Origin of the sequence: Chryseobacterium sp. MEBOG07 (genome assembly GCF_021869745.1) — a bacterium.
GTDB lineage: Bacteria > Bacteroidota > Bacteroidia > Flavobacteriales > Weeksellaceae > Chryseobacterium > Chryseobacterium viscerum.
In genome coordinates this window covers 1,415,520-1,434,411 of the sequence record NZ_CP084579.1, presented here as the reverse complement: position 1 = coordinate 1,434,411, position 18,892 = coordinate 1,415,520, and the positions used below count along the sequence as shown (strand labels likewise).

At 36.0% G+C, this 18,892-nt stretch carries 16 protein-coding genes and 1 other RNA gene; 9 read left to right on the top strand and 8 right to left on the bottom strand.

Annotated features, from left to right (window positions below; translation table 11 throughout):
- The first annotated feature begins 329 nt into the window (after positions 1-329).
- From LF886_RS06570 to LF886_RS06560, 3 genes are all read left to right on the top strand, one after another.
- Positions 330-1,304 (top strand): ribonucleotide-diphosphate reductase subunit beta, encoded by a 975-nt coding sequence (locus LF886_RS06570; RefSeq protein WP_236853377.1) that lies wholly within the window; start codon positions 330-332, stop codon positions 1,302-1,304.
- A gap of 106 nt (positions 1,305-1,410) precedes the next feature.
- On the top strand, positions 1,411-1,701 hold the full coding sequence (locus tag LF886_RS06565; RefSeq protein WP_236853375.1) for a hypothetical protein: 291 nt from the start codon (positions 1,411-1,413) through the stop codon (positions 1,699-1,701).
- Positions 1,702-1,756: 55 nt separating this feature from the next.
- Complete coding sequence (locus LF886_RS06560; protein ID WP_103233554.1) at positions 1,757-3,415, top strand: ribonucleoside-diphosphate reductase subunit alpha; 1,659 nt, start codon at positions 1,757-1,759, stop codon at positions 3,413-3,415.
- A gap of 419 nt (positions 3,416-3,834) precedes the next feature.
- Here LF886_RS06560 and LF886_RS06555 read toward each other — a convergent pair whose 3' ends face one another.
- Positions 3,835-7,020 carry a TonB-dependent receptor gene (locus LF886_RS06555; RefSeq protein WP_236853374.1) on the bottom strand — a complete coding sequence of 1,062 codons (3,186 nt, stop codon included), beginning with the start codon at positions 7,018-7,020 and terminating at the stop codon, positions 3,835-3,837.
- Positions 7,021-7,372: 352 nt separating this feature from the next.
- Here LF886_RS06555 and LF886_RS06550 point away from each other — a divergent pair, with 352 nt between their 5' ends.
- Both LF886_RS06550 and LF886_RS06545 read left to right on the top strand, forming a co-directional pair.
- Positions 7,373-8,263: a DUF72 domain-containing protein gene (locus tag LF886_RS06550; protein WP_236853372.1), complete on the top strand. Its 891-nt coding sequence runs from the start codon at positions 7,373-7,375 to the stop codon at positions 8,261-8,263.
- A gap of 178 nt (positions 8,264-8,441) precedes the next feature.
- Positions 8,442-8,672, top strand: a complete 231-nt coding sequence (locus LF886_RS06545; protein WP_236853370.1) for a hypothetical protein — start codon at positions 8,442-8,444, stop codon at positions 8,670-8,672.
- Positions 8,673-8,717: 45 nt separating this feature from the next.
- Here LF886_RS06545 and LF886_RS06540 read toward each other — a convergent pair whose 3' ends face one another.
- The 6 genes from LF886_RS06540 to LF886_RS06515 form a co-directional block, all read right to left on the bottom strand.
- Positions 8,718-9,311, bottom strand: a complete 594-nt coding sequence (locus LF886_RS06540; protein ID WP_124534424.1) for a hypothetical protein — start codon at positions 9,309-9,311, stop codon at positions 8,718-8,720.
- Between the two features lie 225 nt (positions 9,312-9,536).
- Positions 9,537-10,181: an HD domain-containing protein gene (locus LF886_RS06535; protein ID WP_236853368.1), complete on the bottom strand. Its 645-nt coding sequence runs from the start codon at positions 10,179-10,181 to the stop codon at positions 9,537-9,539.
- Positions 10,178-11,023 carry a serine aminopeptidase domain-containing protein gene (locus LF886_RS06530; protein WP_236853367.1) on the bottom strand — a complete coding sequence of 282 codons (846 nt, stop codon included), beginning with the start codon at positions 11,021-11,023 and terminating at the stop codon, positions 10,178-10,180. The genes LF886_RS06535 and LF886_RS06530 overlap by 4 nt, the downstream gene beginning before the upstream one ends.
- An 89-nt stretch (positions 11,024-11,112) precedes the next feature.
- Entirely contained in the window at positions 11,113-12,003 is an 891-nt protein-coding gene (locus tag LF886_RS06525) for a ribokinase (protein ID WP_124534431.1), read from the bottom strand.
- 69 nt (positions 12,004-12,072) lie between these two features.
- Complete coding sequence (locus LF886_RS06520; protein ID WP_236853365.1) at positions 12,073-12,708, bottom strand: DUF4241 domain-containing protein; 636 nt, start codon at positions 12,706-12,708, stop codon at positions 12,073-12,075.
- A 95-nt stretch (positions 12,709-12,803) separates the two neighbouring features.
- On the bottom strand, positions 12,804-15,419 hold the full coding sequence (locus tag LF886_RS06515; protein ID WP_236853363.1) for a valine--tRNA ligase: 2,616 nt from the start codon (positions 15,417-15,419) through the stop codon (positions 12,804-12,806).
- Between the two features lie 128 nt (positions 15,420-15,547).
- Here LF886_RS06515 and LF886_RS06510 point away from each other — a divergent pair, with 128 nt between their 5' ends.
- Positions 15,548-16,012, top strand: a complete 465-nt coding sequence (locus LF886_RS06510) for a DUF1573 domain-containing protein (RefSeq protein ID WP_124534439.1) — start codon at positions 15,548-15,550, stop codon at positions 16,010-16,012.
- A gap of 225 nt (positions 16,013-16,237) precedes the next feature.
- A complete protein-coding gene (locus LF886_RS06505) occupies positions 16,238-17,107 on the top strand; it encodes a polyphosphate kinase 2 family protein (RefSeq protein ID WP_236853362.1) in 870 nt (289 codons plus the stop codon).
- Positions 17,108-17,188: 81 nt separating this feature from the next.
- Here LF886_RS06505 and rnpB read toward each other — a convergent pair.
- Positions 17,189-17,513, bottom strand: an RNA gene (gene rnpB, locus LF886_RS06500) — RNase P RNA component class A.
- Between the two features lie 175 nt (positions 17,514-17,688).
- On the opposite strand from rnpB, the gene LF886_RS06495 reads away from it, so the two are divergent.
- Together LF886_RS06495 and LF886_RS06490 are read left to right on the top strand one after the other, a co-directional pair.
- Positions 17,689-18,180, top strand: a complete 492-nt coding sequence (locus LF886_RS06495; RefSeq protein WP_103231657.1) for an RNA polymerase sigma factor — start codon at positions 17,689-17,691, stop codon at positions 18,178-18,180.
- Positions 18,173-18,847, top strand: a complete 675-nt coding sequence (locus LF886_RS06490) for a beta-carotene 15,15'-monooxygenase (RefSeq protein ID WP_236853360.1) — start codon at positions 18,173-18,175, stop codon at positions 18,845-18,847. Before LF886_RS06495 ends, LF886_RS06490 begins: the two co-directional genes overlap by 8 nt.
- Positions 18,848-18,892: the final 45 nt, after the last annotated feature.

Below are 18,892 nucleotides of genomic sequence, written 5' to 3'. Positions count from 1 at the left end.
ATCCCTTTATTCATAATAGTTTATATTTTTTTGTTTAACTGTAACTAGGGATTTGCACCCATTTATCCTCAATATTGCGGTCTAGCCTATTATTCGAGCCTGTTTCATGTAAATGTGGAAAACTTTTCCGGCTAAAAGTCAGACGATTAGTATTTACCCCTTTCAAAATCAGTTCTTTTTCTCGAACTTTGTCATTAGTTCTTTACAAGAAATATGGATTTGCGAAAGTGAATAACTTTAATTCACAATCTGCAGACAAACAAAAACTTAAGTATTTCCGGAACGTTATCCACAGAGATCTAAATTATTTAATTATAAAGATATTTAATATGGGAATTTTTGATAAAAGAGTAAGTTATAAGCCATTTGAATACCCGGAGGTGCTTCAATTTGTAGAGGCCATCAACAAATCGTTCTGGGTGCATTCGGAAGTGGACTTTACTGCAGATGTTCAGGATTTTCATTCGCAGTTGGAACCAAATGAAAAGCATGCTGTGAGAAATGCGCTCTTAGCCATTGCACAGATCGAGGTGTCTGTAAAGACATTCTGGGGAAATTTATACAACCACCTTCCAAAGCCGGAATTCAATGGATTAGGATCTACTTTTGCAGAATGTGAGTTTCGTCATTCTGAAGCATATTCCCGTTTATTAGAGGTATTAGGATATAATGATGAATTCCTTAACGTAATCGAAATTCCTGCCGTAAAAGGAAGAATAGAATTTCTTGGAAATGCTTTAAAGCATGCTAATTCTGCCACTCCGAAAGAATATGTGTCTGCATTATTGTTATTCAGTATTTTGGTAGAAAACGTTTCTCTTTTCTCGCAATTTGCCATCATCCTTTCTTTCACAAGATTTAAAGGATTCATGAAGAACGTTTCCAATATCATCGCATGGACATCAATAGATGAGCAGATTCACGCTAATGCAGGAATCTATCTGATCAATAAAATCCGTGAGGAGCAGCCTGACTTATTAACAGACAGCGATCTTGAAGATATCTACACGTTAGTAGATGAGTCTATCGCAAGAGAAGGAGATATCCTTAGCTGGATCTTCGAATTGGGAGAAATCGACAATGTTTCTAAAGAAGATCTGTTAAACTTTATGAAATACCGTGTGGATGACAGTTTGAAGAAAATCAACATGAAAACAAGATATAACATTACTCCGGAACAATACAAACCAATGGTATGGTTCGAGGAAGAAGTTTTTGCTAATTCATTAGATGATTTCTTTGCGAAGAGACCTGTAGACTATACGAAGCACGATAAGAGTATTACAGCAAACGATTTGTTTTAATACTGGGGGGCGAGCGAAGCGAGCGTCAAAGCAGTCAGTATTAGAATCTATCCTTACTGACCATTTAGTGGAATACTGTTCATTAGTAAAGCACAAATATAAAAAGATGATCAATGTAATAGTAACCTATACGGTAAACCCCGAATTTGTTCCGAACAACAAAACTAATATCCAAAAGTTTCTGGAGGACTTCAAAAATGTAGATTCTTCAACCTTTGAGTATAAAGTCTATGTAAAGGAGGACGGTGTTACTTTTGTTCATTATTCAAACTACATCAATGAAGAAGTTCAGCATGAGGTTTTGAATGTTCCATCTTTTAAAGAATTTCAGAGATTAAGAGATGAAAGCGGGCTGAACGGTTCCCACAAAGTAGAAATTTTACAATCAATAATATAAAAAAACAAAATTCCGGAGTGATTCTCTCATTCCGGAATTCGAAAATATAACATCTATGGAAGAGCAAAATTCAAATATATGGTGGCTCAATGAAGAGTCTGAGCAAATGCTGAACAGAGGATATCTGTTGAAAGGTGAAACGGTAGACGGAGCTATCGACAGAATTACCACTGCTGCTGCAAAAAGATTATACAAGCCAGAACTTCAACAGGCATTCAAAGAAATGATCACGAAAGGATGGATCAGTTTCTCTTCTCCTGTATGGGCTAATATGGGAACAGAAAGAGGTCTTCCTATTTCATGTTTCAACGCCCATATTCCGGACAGTATTGAAGGAATTACTCACAAAATGGGTGAAGTAATCATGCAGACTAAAATCGGAGGGGGAACTTCAGGATATTTTGGAGAATTGAGAAACAGAGGTACAGCGGTAACTGATAACGGTAAGTCTTCAGGAGCAGTTTCATTTATGAAGCTTTTCGATACAGCTATGGATGTAGTTTCTCAAGGGGGCGTAAGAAGAGGAGCTTTTGCAGCTTACTTAGATATTGACCACGGAGATATTGAAGAATTTTTATCCATTAAAGATATCGGTAGCCCTATTCAGAACCTGTTTACCGGAGTATGTGTTCCGGATTACTGGATGCAGGATATGATAGACGGTGATATGGAGAAACGTAAAGTTTGGGCAAGAGTATTGGAAAGCCGCCAGCAAAAAGGTCTTCCGTATATTTTCTTCACAGACAACGTGAACAGAAATAAACCTCAGGTGTATAAAGATCTAGGAATGACGGTGAACGCAAGTAACCTTTGTTCTGAAATCATGCTTCCATCTACTATGGAAGAATCTTTCATCTGCTGTCTGTCTTCTATGAACCTTGAACTGTATGACGAATGGAAAGATACAGATGCTGTAAAACTAGCAGTATATTTCCTGGATGCTGTTTTATCTGAGTTTATTGACAAAACTGAGGGTAACTATTACCTGCAGGGAGCAAGAACTTTTGCAATGCGTCACAGAGCTCTTGGACTAGGAGTTTTAGGATACCATTCTTATTTACAGAAAAATATGATTCCGTTTGAAAGCTTTGAGGCAACTCAATTCAATGCAAGAGCATTCAGACATATTAAAGAACAAGCTGAGCAGGCTTCAAGAGAACTTGCCAACATATACGGAGAACCGGAAGTATTGAAAGGATACGGGCTAAGAAACACCACAACAATGGCTATCGCTCCTACCACTTCAAGTTCTGCAATCTTAGGACAGACTTCTCCGGGAATCGAGCCTTTCTCTTCAAACTATTATAAAGCAGGTCTTGCTAAAGGGAACTTTATGCGTAAGAACAAATACCTGGCAAAATTATTGAAAGATAAAGGATTGGATAACGAAGAAACATGGAGAACAATCATGTTGAACCACGGATCTGTACAGCACCTGAATGAGCTTTCTCCTGAAGAAAAGGCAGTATTCAAAACATTCAAAGAGATCTCTCCAATGGAGGTTATTTCTCAGGCAGCACAGAGACAACAATACATTGACCAGGCACAGTCACTGAATCTTCAGATTCCTTCTACAATGCCTGTAAAAGATGTAAACTACCTTTATATTGAAGCTTGGAAAAAAGGAGTAAAAACACTTTACTACCAAAGAAGTTCATCTGTTTCAAAAGAAATGATGGTCAACTTCGTATCATGCTCAAGCTGTGAGGCATAGGACCAAGTAATAAACACGCTATATTTACAAAAGCATACCGAAAGGTGTGCTTTTGTCGTTTTCAATATAATAGTCTTGGATGAAGCCAATTGATTAATAATTTATTTGCCCGCAGATTATCACAGATGATTCTTATAGTGTTGATAAGTTTTGGCTAAAGCCGATGGATGATTTGTTTTTGTGAAAATGGGCTAAAGCCCATTTCTATTGAATAAATAGGTTGTATATAATTATATTTTTTTATAAATCATTGATTATTAAAATATTTAAACTTACTCATTAGATGTTTTAAAAAAGTAAATTGATATCATTCTACATTCAAAAATCATCTTTTACCATTTATCATTCATAAAAAAGGTCCGGAAAGAAAATCCGAACCTTTGAAAAAGAATTATATGAAGTAAAATGTAAAAGCGTTATTAAAAATTATACCGAACACCCAGCTGCGCCTGGAATCTTGAGGCAAACTGATCTATGGTATAAGGCAGACCAGGTGTTTTAAAGTTGTACGTAGGATCTCCCGCTGAAGGCTGTCCTGTTGCTACATTTCCCACTTTTGTCAACCCGACACTTGCTGTAGAATTGAAGGTATTAGGTACAAAGTACACTTTACCCCAATCTTTGTTTAACAGATTGGTAAAATTGATGATGCTCAATGAGATCTGAATATTGTTCTTAGATTTCGGACTCAATCTGATTTCATCCATAATTCTGATATCTGCCTGAATATTCCAAGGGGTAGCATCACCATTTCGTTCCGTAAACTTCCCTCGTCTGGATTTCAGATAATCATTGCTGTTGACAAAGTTTTCATAATCTGCAATCTGCTGCTGGGCAGTGACCACTACGTTTCCTGCTGCATCTTTTATAGGAGCAATATATTTGGAAGCTTCTGTGGCATCTTTAAAGATATAGGCAAGTCCCGCAGCCTGTCCAGTATTGGCAATAGTACTGTTCACAAATCCCCAAGAGAAAGGGTTCCCTGATTGTGCATTGAAGTATACGTTGGTATATAACCTGTTGGAATCAGAAATAGTAAAGGTATATCCAAGATTGGCTACCACTCTGTTTTTGATGGCGAAGTTAGAGGTGGTCAGCTTCGGATCATTAGGAGTCAGAGACTGGTTCATCTGCCAGTTACTTTCCATGGAGTTTCTGATACCATTGGTAATATCTTTAGCATCCCCATAAGTGTATGCCACAAAGAAATTGAATCCGAAGTTATACGACTTTGACAGCTGAGCCGTCAGGTTGTAACGGTATCCTTCTTTAGTGTTGGACAGAAGATAGGCATTGGAAAAATTACTATTGATGTTCGTTGTATAGATTGGCATCTCATGATTCACATCATAGCTGTAATACGTTACATTATCCGTTTTATTGACCTGTTGGAATTTCAGATCATAAAGCACTTTTGTATAAATACCTTCCAAAGTCAGTTTATATCCTGCAAGGGTATAATCAAAAGCTAAGGAACTTCTCCATACTCTTGGCATTTTAAAGTTATTATCAACAAGGTCTACCTGTACTTTTGAGGAATTCTGCCATTTTGGGAAGTTAGAACTCACTAAAGGATCTCCGTTAGTCGCAAGTTGTCCTGCAGTAGGTCCATTGTAGTCATAACTTCCAAAACCTACTCCATCATTATAATAAGCATATCCTAACCAAGCAAACGGAATTCTTCCCACAAAAATTCCAGATCCTCCCCTTAGCACCATCGATCTGTCTTCTGTAAGATCAATGGTAAATCCAAGTCTTGGAGAGAAGGTTGGTTTATTCAGATAGTTGTTGGTAAGCTGGCTCAGCGGAGTATAATTATAGGTATTTCCATAGTTAGGATCCTGAGGAGAATTGTTTACCAATGGGCTCGACTGAGGTTTATTCGGTAAATCTGTATAATCTACTCTTACTCCCGGTGAAAGTCTTACTCTTCCCCAATTGATTTCATCCTGAAGATATAGGGAAAGTAGATTCACTTTATACTGTGCATAAGGATTATCAAAAAGCGTTTGTCTGCTGTCTCCGTTAAATGGGTAAGTTCCTCTTATCCTTGCAGGCGTCCCATTATAAAAATCGGTCAGGTTTTTATAGGAAATTCTTCCGTTCAACGCATTTACAAAACCATAATTGATATTGTACAACTCATTGTGAGTTCCTAATAAGAAAGTATGATTTCCTTTTTTATAGGTAAGATTATCTGTAATTTCGAACGTTTTCTGTTTCATATTGAAAACGGTAGCTTCTCTGTCATTTCCTAACAGAATTGTTCCTCCATTATAAGCAATTTCCACCTGTGGAAACATAGCATTGCCGGAAGTAGGATCTCTATAATCATGAATGGAAGAATATCCTACGACCAAATTGTTGCTCCATTTATCATTAAAACGGCTTTTTAATTCAAGTGTGGTAGTAGATGCTGTATTTTTCTGAATAAAATCCATACCGGAGAACCTAAAGTTGGCTCCGTCCCTTTCAAGATTGGACGCCTGTGAAAATACCGTATTGTTTTTAATGGATAAAGTATGCTTGTCATTAATTTTCCAATCTAACTTATTGAAAAGTTTAGAACTTTCAGAGAAGTTATTGTACTGATTAAAGCTTCCTACATTGAAACCATATTTATTCCGTACAAAATCTGAAATCTGCTGAGCCACCTGCTCATTCACTAGTGCTCCCGGATCGTTGGCATTATAGAATACAGGATCTGTTCTTTTTGTATATTCCAGGTTTGTAAACAGGAATACTTTATCCCGTACAATCGGCAAACCTACTCTTCCACCATAAATAAAATCTTCAAAATCTTTGGGCATTTTAGAATTATCTCCCACTCTGTTGTTACCCGTGATCGCAGCATTTCTTCCGTAAGCATAGATAGATCCTGTAACATCATTACTCCCACTTCGTGTTACCGCATTGATACTTCCTCCAAGGAAATTTCCGAGCTTGACATCATACGGAGCGATATAAACCTGTACATCCTGAATGGCATCCAGACTTATAGAATTGGAACGTGTACTGCTTCCAGGCATTCCGGAACTCCCCGTCTGCCCTCCTAGCGAAGGACTAAAGCCAATAGCATCATTATTAATAGAACCATCTATCGTCACATTATTGTATCGGAAATTGGTCCCGTTGAAAGAGTTGTTAGCACTCTGAGGAACCAGTTTCGTAACATCCTGAATTCCACGGTTGATATTCGGAAGGCCGGAAATCTGAGCCTGGCTGATTCCCACCCCATATTTTGCAGTGGTCTTTTTAGAAGTAATTTTTACCTCATCAATTGTTTTTTCTTTACTTCCCACATCTACTACAGGTAAGTCATTACTCCCTAAAGAAAGCTGTAGATTCGGGTTTTCATAAATAACCTGTGATCCGTCAGAAATTTCAATTTTATAAGGTCCTCCCGGCTGAAGATTATCCAAACTGAACTGCCCCTTGCTGTTACTTTTCGTTTCAAAGGTACTATTGGTAGGAAGGTGTATTACCTTTACTGTAACTTCGGAAGAAATCCCCTTTAATCTTCCAAAAATTTTAGAACTGGTTTCCTGTGAAAATGCAAACCCAAACGATAACAGAGCAAAAGCACAGATGATTTTTTTCTTCATATTTTATTCGCTATAAACTTGGTGTAAAATTAGATCTAGTAAAAATGAAGTATGGTAACATAGAATTAACATTACGTAACAGAATGTTTAACATTTCCTTAAAAAAAACTTAATAGAAACATAGTGACAGACTTAAAAAAAATTCTATAAAAAATTAAAAATTATTAGGTTTTTCAAGCTTTCTGAGCATATTTAAGAAGATGAAAAATACTATCCGGGTAAGTTATATAACTTTACAAATTTGTAGCAAGACCATCATTTCACATAGCAATTACTTTCCCTGAAAATCATAGAATGCTCTGAGATTTTTGGTTTATATTTGTGTTTATTGTTTAATACCAAAACTACAGATATGAAATTCGGACAAGTAGAAGATCCTTCAAAAATAGATTTCAGATTACCCAAAGACCATCCTAAAACCAAGGAAATGCTGGCTCTTAATAAAAAAGGACTGGAAAATATTTCTATCGGATGTGCTAAATGGAACAAAACCGACCTTAAAGGATTTTACCCCAAAGGGACCAAAGATGAGTTGACTTATTATGCCACTCAGTTTAATTCTATTGAACTGAATGCTACTTTCTACGGAATGCCAACTCCTGATCAGGTAAAAACATGGAAAGAAAAAACTCCGGAAAATTTTAAATTTTTCCCTAAGATCACCAATACGGTTTCTCATTTCAGAAGATTGATTGATGTGACTGATCCGGTGACTCATTTTGCCTCCGCTGTTATGAATTTTGATGAAAAACTGGGAATGGCTTTCCTTCAGCTTCATGATAATTTTAAGCCCAAGGACTATGACAGGCTGGAAAAGTTTGTAAAGGAATGGCCTAAAGAAGTTCCGTTAGCAATCGAGCTCCGAAATACAGAATGGTTTACTGATGAGGAAATCTTTAATACAACGTGTGACCTTTTTGAAGCTCATCATATCACCAATATTATCGTAGATACTGCCGGAAGAAGAGATATGCTCCATATGCGCCTTACAACTCCCAATGCATTCATCCGATATGTGGGAGCGAATGCTGAAAGTGACTACGAAAGGCTGGATGACTGGTTGAAGCATCTTACCCAATGGAAGAAAGACGGTCTTCAGAATCTTTACTTTTTTGTACATCAGAATATTGAAAAAGCATCTCCTTTATTATCTGCCTATTTTATCAAAAAAATGAATGAAGAATGGAAAACTGATATTCATCTTCCACAAATGGCTACCGAAAGTACAGGAACCCTCTTTTAAATGATATAAAGTTTACATCAATTATTCAAAAAAACAGAATTTATTTCAGGATAAAAAAATTAAACAGACTCTATTTTATTTTTTTTCTAAATAGCAGACATCTCCTTTTCATAAAGAAAAATTTCGTATATTAGAGTATAATGTATTTCACTAAACATTATGCTTTAAAACATAAATCATGGAAAAGGAAATTTGTACAATCAGTATTGCCAGTAACTGGCTTAGTGATGAATATATTTTTTATGAAAATCACACCATAAAAAGGATATATGATCATCATAGTCTGAATTCTAATAAAATTGAATGGGTCACCCCGAAAGAGATTAGTAAACAGAATAAGGACAAACTTATCAGATCCTGTCCTGAAGAATTTAAGGAACAGGTTATGCAAATCCTGGATTACCCCTAAAAAAGCAAAAACGGTAATGAGTATCAAAAACCTCATTACCGTTTATTATTTATTTTTTCTTAGAAGCAGTACCAGATTGAGAAATAAAAGCAGGAAGTCCAGTGCAATCCAGATCCCCAGTTTTGTATTTTCATAATTGTAAGCATCTACTTGTTTTTTTGCTGCATCAGAAAGTTTCATACTTTGGTTGATGTAGTTCTGTACTTCCACAATCTGATCAATATTTTTGTTGGGTACAGAATGTTGGGAAAAATACACGAGATTTTTCTTTCCGAGATACCCTACAATCCAGTATTCATCGGATTTATCCATTTTCAGATATTCTACTCTGTAATATTCCGGACGTATTTTCCCAATATGTTTGGGTTCAAGGGTTGTATTTTTATCAGATTTATTTACATTGATCAGGTAAAAATCCAATGCCTGCGGAAGTTTATTCACTACCTGCAGCCCTACGGAATTGTCCACGAATGCCACAGCACTTTTCTTAATAAACCAGTATGTAAAAACAGAGATTGAAAAAACGACCGTTACGATACGAAACAGCTTCGCCCACTTCGCCATACTTCCTGATTTTATCTTAAATAAGATCAAAGAAAGCACTGATGCCAGAAATATTATAAAAATAATGAGTGTCATATTTTACAAAGATACTTCTTATCTCTATTTTATCTATGTCTGAGGCCAATTTTTTAATTTTAACTAGCAATAAAAAAACGGTTTTCTATCTTTATTTTCCTTTGAGCTGATCAAGTATATCTGTATATAAAAAATATCCGAACAAATGATGTGATATACAATATTTGTTCGGATCGTTAATTTTTGACAAGCAGAATCAGATTCAGTTCATTCTAATTGTATTTTCTAGTCTACATTCCATTCTTTATAAAACTGGTCGAGGAAATTCAGCATATAATGGTGTCTTTCTTCGGCCATTTTTTTGCCTTTTTCGGTATTCATCATATCTTTCAAAAGGAGTAGTTTCTCATAGAAATGATTAATGGTAGTTCCGTTAGATTTTTTATATTCTTCTTTCGACATTCCCAATTTGGGTTTCATATCCGGATGGTACATCAGATTGTTCTTAAAACCTCCAAAGTTGAATGTTCTGGCAATTCCTATCGCACCAATTGCATCAATGCGGTCTGCATCCTGTACAATTTTAAGCTCGATTGGCGGATCTATAGGTGCCTGATCTCTGTTTTTAAAAGAAATATTTTCAATGACAAATAAAACCTTCTGGATGGTTTCTTCAGAAACATTCTGCTGTTCAAGAAATTCTCTGGATATTTTAGGAGCAATGGTTTCGTCACCATTATGAAATTTAGGATCGGCAATATCATGAAGAAGAGCAGACAATTCTACCACTTCTGTATCACAAACCTCTGTTTCTGCTATTTGGACAGACAGCTTCCAGACTCTTTCAATGTGGAACCAGTCGTGTCCTGCTTCTGCTCCTTCTAATTTTTCTTTTACAAATGCTATTGTGTTTTCAATTGTACTTTTCATGTATCTATCAATTCATTTAAAATAATATCCCAGAGTTTGTTGTTGTAACTTCTAAAAAAATTGACATGCCCGATTTCTTTTTTATCAGATTCTGAAACGGTTACCAGTCTGTAGGTGGGTCTTAGATTAGTATAGGTATCATTCAGCAAGCTTAGCACTCCTTTTTCTGTGAGCCAGATATCATCTTCTGCCCGAATCACAAATACTTTCTGCGTCAAATTTTTAGAGTAGTCATCAATTTTCTCCAACAGTCTGTTGGTTGATTTCTTGTTTAAAATTAAGGTTCTCCAGTCATATGCGCAATTTTTTGGAAGACTTTCTCCAAGCCCAAACCAATGTGCCGGAAAATATCCTAATAATGAAGTGGTTACCGGCTGGGCAATTCCAAAGCCAAGAAAAGCTTCAATTTTTGTGATTCCTTTAAGGTTTCCTACAAAAGCATTTTGTGTTCCTACAAAAACAAATTCTTCAAACATTTCAGAATCCTGATTCATTCCCAGAATTAATGCTCCTACGGAATGCCCCAGACAATATTTTCTGTACTCTTTAAAATTCACCTTGATATATTGAGTTAAAGCTTTGTAATCTTTTGAACCCCAAAGTCTCATAGAACCATGAAACCCTTTCATATTTTCTGGTTTGGAAAGTCCTATCCCCCGGTAGTCATAGGTAATTACTGTAAATCCCTGTTCAGAAAAATAGCTCGCAAAGGAAAAATAGACCTGTTGTTTCACTCCTGTTGCCGAATTGATCAGTAATAGTTTCCCATTGCTTTTTTCCGGTATAAAAAGATGAACAGCAAGGGGAGCATGGTCTTCTGTGGTCAATATTAGTTTTTCCATAGTATAAAAGAAAAAATCCACTATAAAAGTGGACATTTTACTTATATTTTTATGTTAAGTTTCAATCTTTTGATATGTCGTAAATAGCTTTAAGAAAAGAAATCCGAGATTCTTGGCAGCCCTGTCTGAGATCCTTTGCCTCCAGAAACTCTTGATGAAACTTCATTTCCGAATTTTACACATTCTTCAATAGAATTTCCATGGCAAAGGGCTATGGCAAATCCTGAAGTAAATGCATCTCCCATCCCCATTTTATAAACGGTTTCATCTTTATCATTTCTGTAATACTTCATCTCTGTACCATCAAAATAAATGGTTGAATTGGTATCATCTCTTACAAAAACTTTATTGAAATATTTCTTAAGGACTTCTTCTCTCTTTTCTTCCCCGAAAATAACATATAATTCATTGCTTTTGGCAATAATAAAATCAACTTTATCCAAGATTTCTTCGCTAACTCTCATTGCAGGAGAAGCATACAATCCTATCTTCTTACCATATTGCTTGGCTTTTTTCACAGTGTGTTCTACGACTTCCATAGAAACCTCTAGCTGCACAAGCACAAGATCCGTGGTATGAAAATATTTTTCCGCTTCATCTATATGTGCTTTACTAAGATGTTTATTCGCAGCCGGCACTACAACAATAGCAGCATGTCCATTGGAGGTCGTTACATAAGCTGTACCTGTAGATTCTTTATCTGTTTCATGCACAAAACCTACATTTACATTTTCGCCTACCAGATTTCTCATAATCTGTTGTCCAAGGGGGTCCATTCCGACACATCCTATAAAGTACACACTTGCTCCCAATCTTGCTGTACCTACTGCCTGATTGGCTCCTTTTCCTCCGAAATAGCTATCTGAATTAATAGCCAAAACGGTTTCATTTGGTAAAGGAAGTTTCTCGGTTTCAAGGACAAGGTCAATAGATGAGCTGCCTACAACGATAATTCGGGGCTGTTCTGATAAGAAGTTCATTGTGTTTTATATTGTTCTTTTAAGTTTAATATTTTGCAAAAATGGTACCTCAAAAATAATTAAATTTAATTAACTTATTTCAATAAATTCTGTAATTATCTTTACCGGTGATTGATCTTTATCATAGGCTATATAACTGGCATAAAATCCTTCTCCGTATCCGGTCTCAAAAGCAAATATAGTTCCCGGATGTTCCTTTGCAGGTTTTAGAAAAGCATACTGGTCAATAGCTCCTTTTTCATCAAAGAAATAATCATGAAAAAATTCTTCATAGATTCCCATGAAATCTCCCCCTTTATTGTTGTATAGTTTTTGCTCCAATTCATTGAGACTACTTTGAGTATCAACGTCCATAAAGCATCCCATCCCACTTTCTACAGGATAACCAAAAACTTCTTCTTTTTCCAGGTCTTTTATATTCTGTCCTGCTGTGGTTGCCAGTTTCCATTCTTTAATCTCGGAATCATTGAATATAATTTCGGCATAGGCCACACAATTACTTTCTCTTTCTTTATGTAACATGACAGAAAAATCTCCTTTAGGAAATTCTGTAGTGAAAGCAAGCATATCATTGGTGATTAATGGATCACAGGTAACCAGCTTTCCACTGGAAAGATAAATCTTTCCTACTGCAAAACTTTCTAACAACGGACTTTCTACAAAATCTTTTGAGAATAGTTTTTTTATGTTTTCTATATGTGTCATTGTATTTATTCTTTTAAACCATCAGGCTGGATACAATTGTATTCGTGTATCCAGCCTGAGGTTTTGACATATTAACCTATTTATTAGGTAATTTTTTATAAACTTTTCAGTTTCTCTTCAAGGATCGCAATCTTATCCTGAGCATCTTTTTGTTTTTGACGCTCAATTTCTACAATTTCCGGCTTCGCATTGGCAACAAACTTTTCATTAGAAAGCTTTTTATCCACCGAAATTAAGAATCCTTTTAAATATTTCACTTCTTCTTCAGTTTTCGCCTTTTCTTCTCCCAAATCTAAGTTTTCACTTAAAGGAATAGAAATTTCAGTTGCTCCAACCAGGAAGGTAAAACTTGGTTTATCTGTTTTCTGCCCAAAATGGATTTCAGAAACATTAGCCAGCTTTCTTATTACTGCTTCATTGGCAAATTCAGAAGCATTGGTATATACTTCAGCAGCTTCTCTTGGTGAAATTCCTTTTGTCTGACGGTAATTTCTAACTCCGGAAATCAATTCTGCTGCGGTTTCAAAGTTTTTAATAATTGCTTCATCAAATGCACCTGCTTCTTTCTGCTGAGCAACAACTAAAGCTTGATCCATACTTCTTTCAGAAATAGTCTGCCATAGTTCTTCTGTTAAGAAAGGCATGAAAGGATGAAGCAGCTTCATCAATTCTTCAAAGAAATATATTGTTTTATGATACACTTCTTTAGAAATTCCTTCTCCGTAGTTTGGCTTAATCGCTTCAAGATACCAACCACAAAAATCATCCCAAATTAATTTATAGATCAAATGAAGGGCATCAGAAATTCTGAATTTCTCAAACTGATCATTAATTTCAACAATTGTTTTATTAAGCTTGTTTTCAAACCATTCGATAGCCTGATGATCTGTAGCTATTGCCGGTTTATCTTCATGGTTCCACATGTTGATCAAACGGAATGCATTCCAGATCTTTGTCATGAAGTTTCTTCCCTGAAGCATCAAATCTTCATCAAAAAGAAGGTCATTTCCTGCTGCAGAGCTCAATAGAATTCCTACACGCACTCCATCTGCTCCATACTTATCCATTAGTTCAATCGGGTCAGGAGAGTTTCCTAAAGATTTTGACATCTTTCTTCTCTGCTTATCTCTTACAATTCCTGTAAAATAAACATTCTTGAACGGAACTTCTTTTCTGTACTCCAATCCGGCCATAATCATTCTGGCTACCCAGAAGAAAATAATATCCGGACCGGTAACAAGGTCAGAAGTCGGATAATAATAGTTGATGTCTTTATTTTCAGGATCAAGCAATCCATCAAATACAGACATTGGCCATAACCATGATGAAAACCATGTATCCAATGCATCATTATCCTGTCTAAGATTTTCTACCGTAAGATCAGCATTTCCTGTTTTCTGTTTCGCTAATTCTAAAGCTTCTTGCTTAGTTTCAGCTACTACAAAATCTTCGTCTCCTTCTCCATAGTAATACGCAGGAATTTGCTGTCCCCACCAAAGCTGACGGGAAATATTCCAGTCACGGATGTTTTCCATCCAGTACTTGTAGGTATTTTTAAACTTTTCAGGATAGAATTTTACTTCATCATCCATTACTACATCCAAAGCCGGCTTAGCCATTTCAGACATTTTAAGGAACCACTGTACTGAAATTTTAGGCTCAATAACAGCACCTGTTCTTTCAGAAGTTCCTACTTTATTTACATAATCTTCAGCTTTAAGCAAAAGATCTTTTTCTTCTAATTCTTTAGCGATTTGTTTTCTTACATCAAATCTGTTTTTGCCTGCGTAATGTAAACCATGCTCATTAAGATTACCATCATCATCCAGCGCATCAATCATTTTTAACTGATGTTTCTGTCCGATTTCGTAGTCATTGATATCGTGTGCAGGAGTAATTTTCAAAGCTCCTGTTCCAAACTCAATATCAACATATTCATCCTCAATAATCGGAACTACTCTGCCAACGATTGGTACGATTACATTCTTACCTTTCAAATGAGCATATCTTTCATCATTAGGATTGATACATACTGCTGTATCCCCAAAAATAGTTTCCGGACGCGTCGTTGCAACCGAAAGAAATTCTTCAGATCCTTCGATTTTATATTTAAGGAAATATAATTTTCCGTTTTGTTCTTTAAATATTACTTCTTCGTCCGAGATATTGGTTTTCGCTTCCGGATCCCAGTTTACCATTCTGTAACCTCTGTAGATCAAACCTTTATTGTATAGATCTACAAAACTTTTGATAACCTGCTGCGAAAGTTTATCTTCCAAAGTGAAACGGGTTCTGTCCCAATCACATGAACATCCCAGCTTTTTCAGCTGCTCAAGGATTGTTCCTCCATATTTATTGGTCCAGTCCCAGGCATGGGTTAAAAATTCTTCACGGGTAATATCTGACTTATTGATTCCTTCAGACTTCAATTTAGCAACAACTTTTGCTTCAGTGGCAATTGAAGCGTGATCTGTTCCCGGAATCCAACAGGCATTAAATCCGCGCATTCTTGCACGACGGACCAGAACATCTTGAAGGGTATTATTCAACATATGCCCCATGTGTAATATCCCCGTAACGTTTGGCGGAGGAATTACTACTGTATAAGGTGGCTTGTCATTAGGCTCTGAGTGGAAATACTTATTTTCCAGCCAGTAGCTGTACCATTTCTGTTCTGTTTCCTGTGGGTTGTACTTTTCTGAAATCTGCATAAATTCTATTTCTTTGGCTTGCAATTTGCAAAAATAGTCTAAAGAAAAAAATTTTTAAGCATGAATTAAAATAATTTTTAACTTTGTTTCGCAAAATTTATCTAACAAACGTATTAACATTCAAGAATATGAAAAAACTAATTGCAGGAATTGCATTATTCGGGACATTTGCTCTAGCATCTGCACAAACAATTACATTTGATAAAACGACTTTCGATTATGGTACTCTTAAGCCTAATGCTGACGGTACAAGATTTTTTACAGTAACGAATTCTGGTGACAAACCATTAATTCTTTCAAATGTAAAGCCTTCTTGTGGATGTACAACTCCTGAATTCAGCCAAGATCCTATTATGCCGGGTAAATCCGCTAAGATCAAGGTTGGATACAACACTGCTATCCCTGGCCCTTTCAACAAAATGATTGAGGTTTTCTCTAACGACCCTGCAAATAACAGAAGTGTAATTTACATCAAAGGTAACGTAGACGCTAACGCTCCTGAGCCAAAAGTATTGACTCCTGCTGAGCAGAAAGAAGCTGCAAAAGCTGAGAAAAAAGCTGCAAAACTAGCTAAAAAGGCTGCTGCAAATTAATCTCTACTCAAAAAATAAGGAAACCGTCTCAATAGAGGCGGTTTTTTTATTACATTTATGTTTCATTAGGTAACAGGTGGTAGAAAATAGACAGCAGATGTCAGAATACACTGATTAAGTTTTGGCTAAATCCCTATGAATATTTATATATTTTGAAGGCGGGCTAAAGCCCACCCCTATTGAATTGAATAACTACATTTTTTTAATTTTTAATCTTAAAAATATATGGACACCAATTTCTCAGATGACTTTAAGGTAAACGGAAAATTTTCCATCAAAAAAACATCAACCTCATATAAAGGAAAACTCACCAAAGAAGAAGGGGGGCAAATGCTTATTCAGGAAAAAGAAAAGCTTCGTGAGCTGCAGGAAAGATTATACGCAGACGGAAGCCAGTCTCTTCTGGTTATACTACAGGCTATGGATGCAGCGGGAAAAGACAGTATGATAGAGCATGTTTTCGGAGGGGTAAATCCACAAGGGTGTAATGTGACCAGCTTTAAAACACCAAGTTCTAAAGAATATTCCCATGATTTTTTATGGAGACATTATCTCGCATTGCCTCAGAAAGGAATGATTGGAATTTTCAACCGTTCCCATTATGAGAGTGTTTTGGTCTGCAAAGTACATCCAGAATATAATTTAAGTGAAAAAACATGGTCTTCGGTAAAAGATTTTGATGCTAAGTTCTGGGAAAACAGATATGAAAGTATCCGGAATTTTGAAAAACACCTTTCACAGAATGGAACAACTGTTGTAAAAATCTTTTTAAATGTTTCTAAAGACGAGCAGAAAAAAAGACTTCTGGACAGAATCAATGAACAGGAAAAAAACTGGAAATTCTCTGCGGCTGATCTTCCGGAAAGAGCATTATTTGATCAATATATGAAAGCCTATGAAACCGCGATCAATGAAACATCAAAGGATCATGCTCCATGGTATGTACTTCCTGCTGACAATAAGTGGTTTGCAAGAGTTGCTGCTATACAGATCATCATTGATACTCTTGAAAAAATGAATCTTAAATATCCTACCGTTTCTGATAAAGACCAACAGGAATTACTGGAAGCAAAAAAACAATTGGAAAACGAATAGTTCAAAGAAATAATAAAGAATGGAAGTTTGAAGAAAAAAAATATTTTAACTTCAAGCTTCTGTTTTCTTTGAGTCAAAAAAATCACGAGAAAATCTGTAAGCCGGATTCTGTACTTCCGAAGAAGTGCCTGTTATTTATCTACGCCTTACATTGCTGCAAGACTTGAGCTGATTACCCCTCGGTTTTCAGGACGAGCCGCCCCTATTTCCATTACTGAAAAGAACCGATATACTTACCATTGCACCGCAAAGAGTTTACCTGGTTTCACTACAGCCGAACTGTACTTGCTTTCTGTTGCACTTGTCCTACCCTCACGGGTGACGGATGTTATCCGCTTTGCTGCTCTATGGTGTCCGGACTTTCCTACCTCCTGCAAAACAGGAAATCAACAAGCCGATTTTCTCGCGGATGCAAAGATACATAAATTCTGTGGTAAAAAGGTGAAGAGGCAAAGGAAGCTAAGAACACGGAGCCTAGAATTTCACTCATTCTCCTTTTTTTAATTTTATCTTTTCACGATTTTGAATTATAATTTTCACCAATTACCACTTTATCATTATCTTCGTGCCATTATATATCTATGGATTCCAGAGAAAAAGAATTTGCGCAACTTATCAAGGATAATCAGGGACTGATTATTAAGGTTTCGCGTCTGTACACCAATTCTCTGGAGGATGAAGAGGATCTTTTTCAGGAAATCGTGTTACAGCTCTGGAGAAGTTATGATTCCTTTAAAGGAAATTCCAAAATTTCCACATGGATGTACCGTGTAGCGCTCAATACAGCCATTACCCTCTTTAGAAAAAAAAGCAAAAGTCTTCCTACCAACGAACTGGACATCAACCATAAAGATTTTGTGGAAGATGATGATGAAAAACAGCAACAGGTATCACTTTTGTATACTGTAATCAAGACTCTCCCTAATGTGGAAAGAGCTATTGTCACGATGTATCTTGACGATCTGCCTTACAAGGATATTGCAGAAAACCTCGGAATCACTGAAGTCAATGCACGCGTGAAAATGAACAGATTAAAGAAAACCCTTAAAGAACAGATGGAAAAATATGCCTGAATTTGATTTAGATAGCTTTAAGAAAACCTGGCAGGAACAAGCTGTTCAGCCTAAATATGACAACAAGGAGATCCTCCAGATGTTGAATAGAAAGTCACGCAACTACATCAAGTATATTTTCTGGATTAGTGTTGTAGAATTTTTGTTATTTTCTGTATTGGGTCTGTTTTACTTTTTTCAGGAAGAGGAATCAGAGAGTTTCCGTAAGATGCTGGAAAGACTGGGAGCACAGGAAGCGCCTGAAGTAGAAAATAACTTCGGTCATGTTTATTTGGCAATAAAATTTTTAAGCTTGTTGATCACAGCTTATTTTGTTCTAAAATTTTATCAGAATTATCGTAGAATAAAGATTGAGGAAAACCTCAAGGGGCTTATCACACGAATTATTAAGTTCAAAACAACAGTCAATGCATTTATCATCGTCAGTATTGTAATATTAATTGCATTTACCTTTGTATTGTCAGCTTTCATCTTTTATACATTGAATTCTCAAAATATACAGCCTACAAGTTCTAATCTTACCATTATTATCGTAGGTATAGTGGTGAGTACCTTATTGGCTATATCCATGATCTGGTTATATTACCGACTTGTATATGGTACTATTATTAAAAAGCTTGATAAAAATTTAAAACAACTTAAAGAGATAGATTCTCAGGAAAGTTAATATTCATAGGCATAGTTCGGGATATAATTATTAATTTTAGCCCAC

Bases quoted from the DNA above. Each gene is read 5' to 3' on its own strand.
- LF886_RS06570 (WP_236853377.1), top strand. From the start codon at position 330: ATGGGAATTTTTGATAAAAGAGTAAGTTATAAGCCATTTGAATACCCG.
- LF886_RS06565 (WP_236853375.1), top strand. From the start codon at position 1,411: ATGATCAATGTAATAGTAACCTATACGGTAAACCCCGAATTTGTTCCG.
- LF886_RS06560 (WP_103233554.1), top strand. From the start codon at position 1,757: ATGGAAGAGCAAAATTCAAATATATGGTGGCTCAATGAAGAGTCTGAG.
- LF886_RS06555 (WP_236853374.1), bottom strand. From the start codon at position 7,020: ATGAAGAAAAAAATCATCTGTGCTTTTGCTCTGTTATCGTTTGGGTTT.
- LF886_RS06550 (WP_236853372.1), top strand. From the start codon at position 7,373: ATGAAATTCGGACAAGTAGAAGATCCTTCAAAAATAGATTTCAGATTA.
- LF886_RS06545 (WP_236853370.1), top strand. From the start codon at position 8,442: ATGGAAAAGGAAATTTGTACAATCAGTATTGCCAGTAACTGGCTTAGT.
- LF886_RS06540 (WP_124534424.1), bottom strand. From the start codon at position 9,311: ATGACACTCATTATTTTTATAATATTTCTGGCATCAGTGCTTTCTTTG.
- LF886_RS06535 (WP_236853368.1), bottom strand. From the start codon at position 10,181: ATGAAAAGTACAATTGAAAACACAATAGCATTTGTAAAAGAAAAATTA.
- LF886_RS06530 (WP_236853367.1), bottom strand. From the start codon at position 11,023: ATGGAAAAACTAATATTGACCACAGAAGACCATGCTCCCCTTGCTGTT.
- LF886_RS06525 (WP_124534431.1), bottom strand. From the start codon at position 12,003: ATGAACTTCTTATCAGAACAGCCCCGAATTATCGTTGTAGGCAGCTCA.
- LF886_RS06520 (WP_236853365.1), bottom strand. From the start codon at position 12,708: ATGACACATATAGAAAACATAAAAAAACTATTCTCAAAAGATTTTGTA.
- LF886_RS06515 (WP_236853363.1), bottom strand. From the start codon at position 15,419: ATGCAGATTTCAGAAAAGTACAACCCACAGGAAACAGAACAGAAATGG.
- LF886_RS06510 (WP_124534439.1), top strand. From the start codon at position 15,548: ATGAAAAAACTAATTGCAGGAATTGCATTATTCGGGACATTTGCTCTA.
- LF886_RS06505 (WP_236853362.1), top strand. From the start codon at position 16,238: ATGGACACCAATTTCTCAGATGACTTTAAGGTAAACGGAAAATTTTCC.
- LF886_RS06495 (WP_103231657.1), top strand. From the start codon at position 17,689: ATGGATTCCAGAGAAAAAGAATTTGCGCAACTTATCAAGGATAATCAG.
- LF886_RS06490 (WP_236853360.1), top strand. From the start codon at position 18,173: ATGCCTGAATTTGATTTAGATAGCTTTAAGAAAACCTGGCAGGAACAA.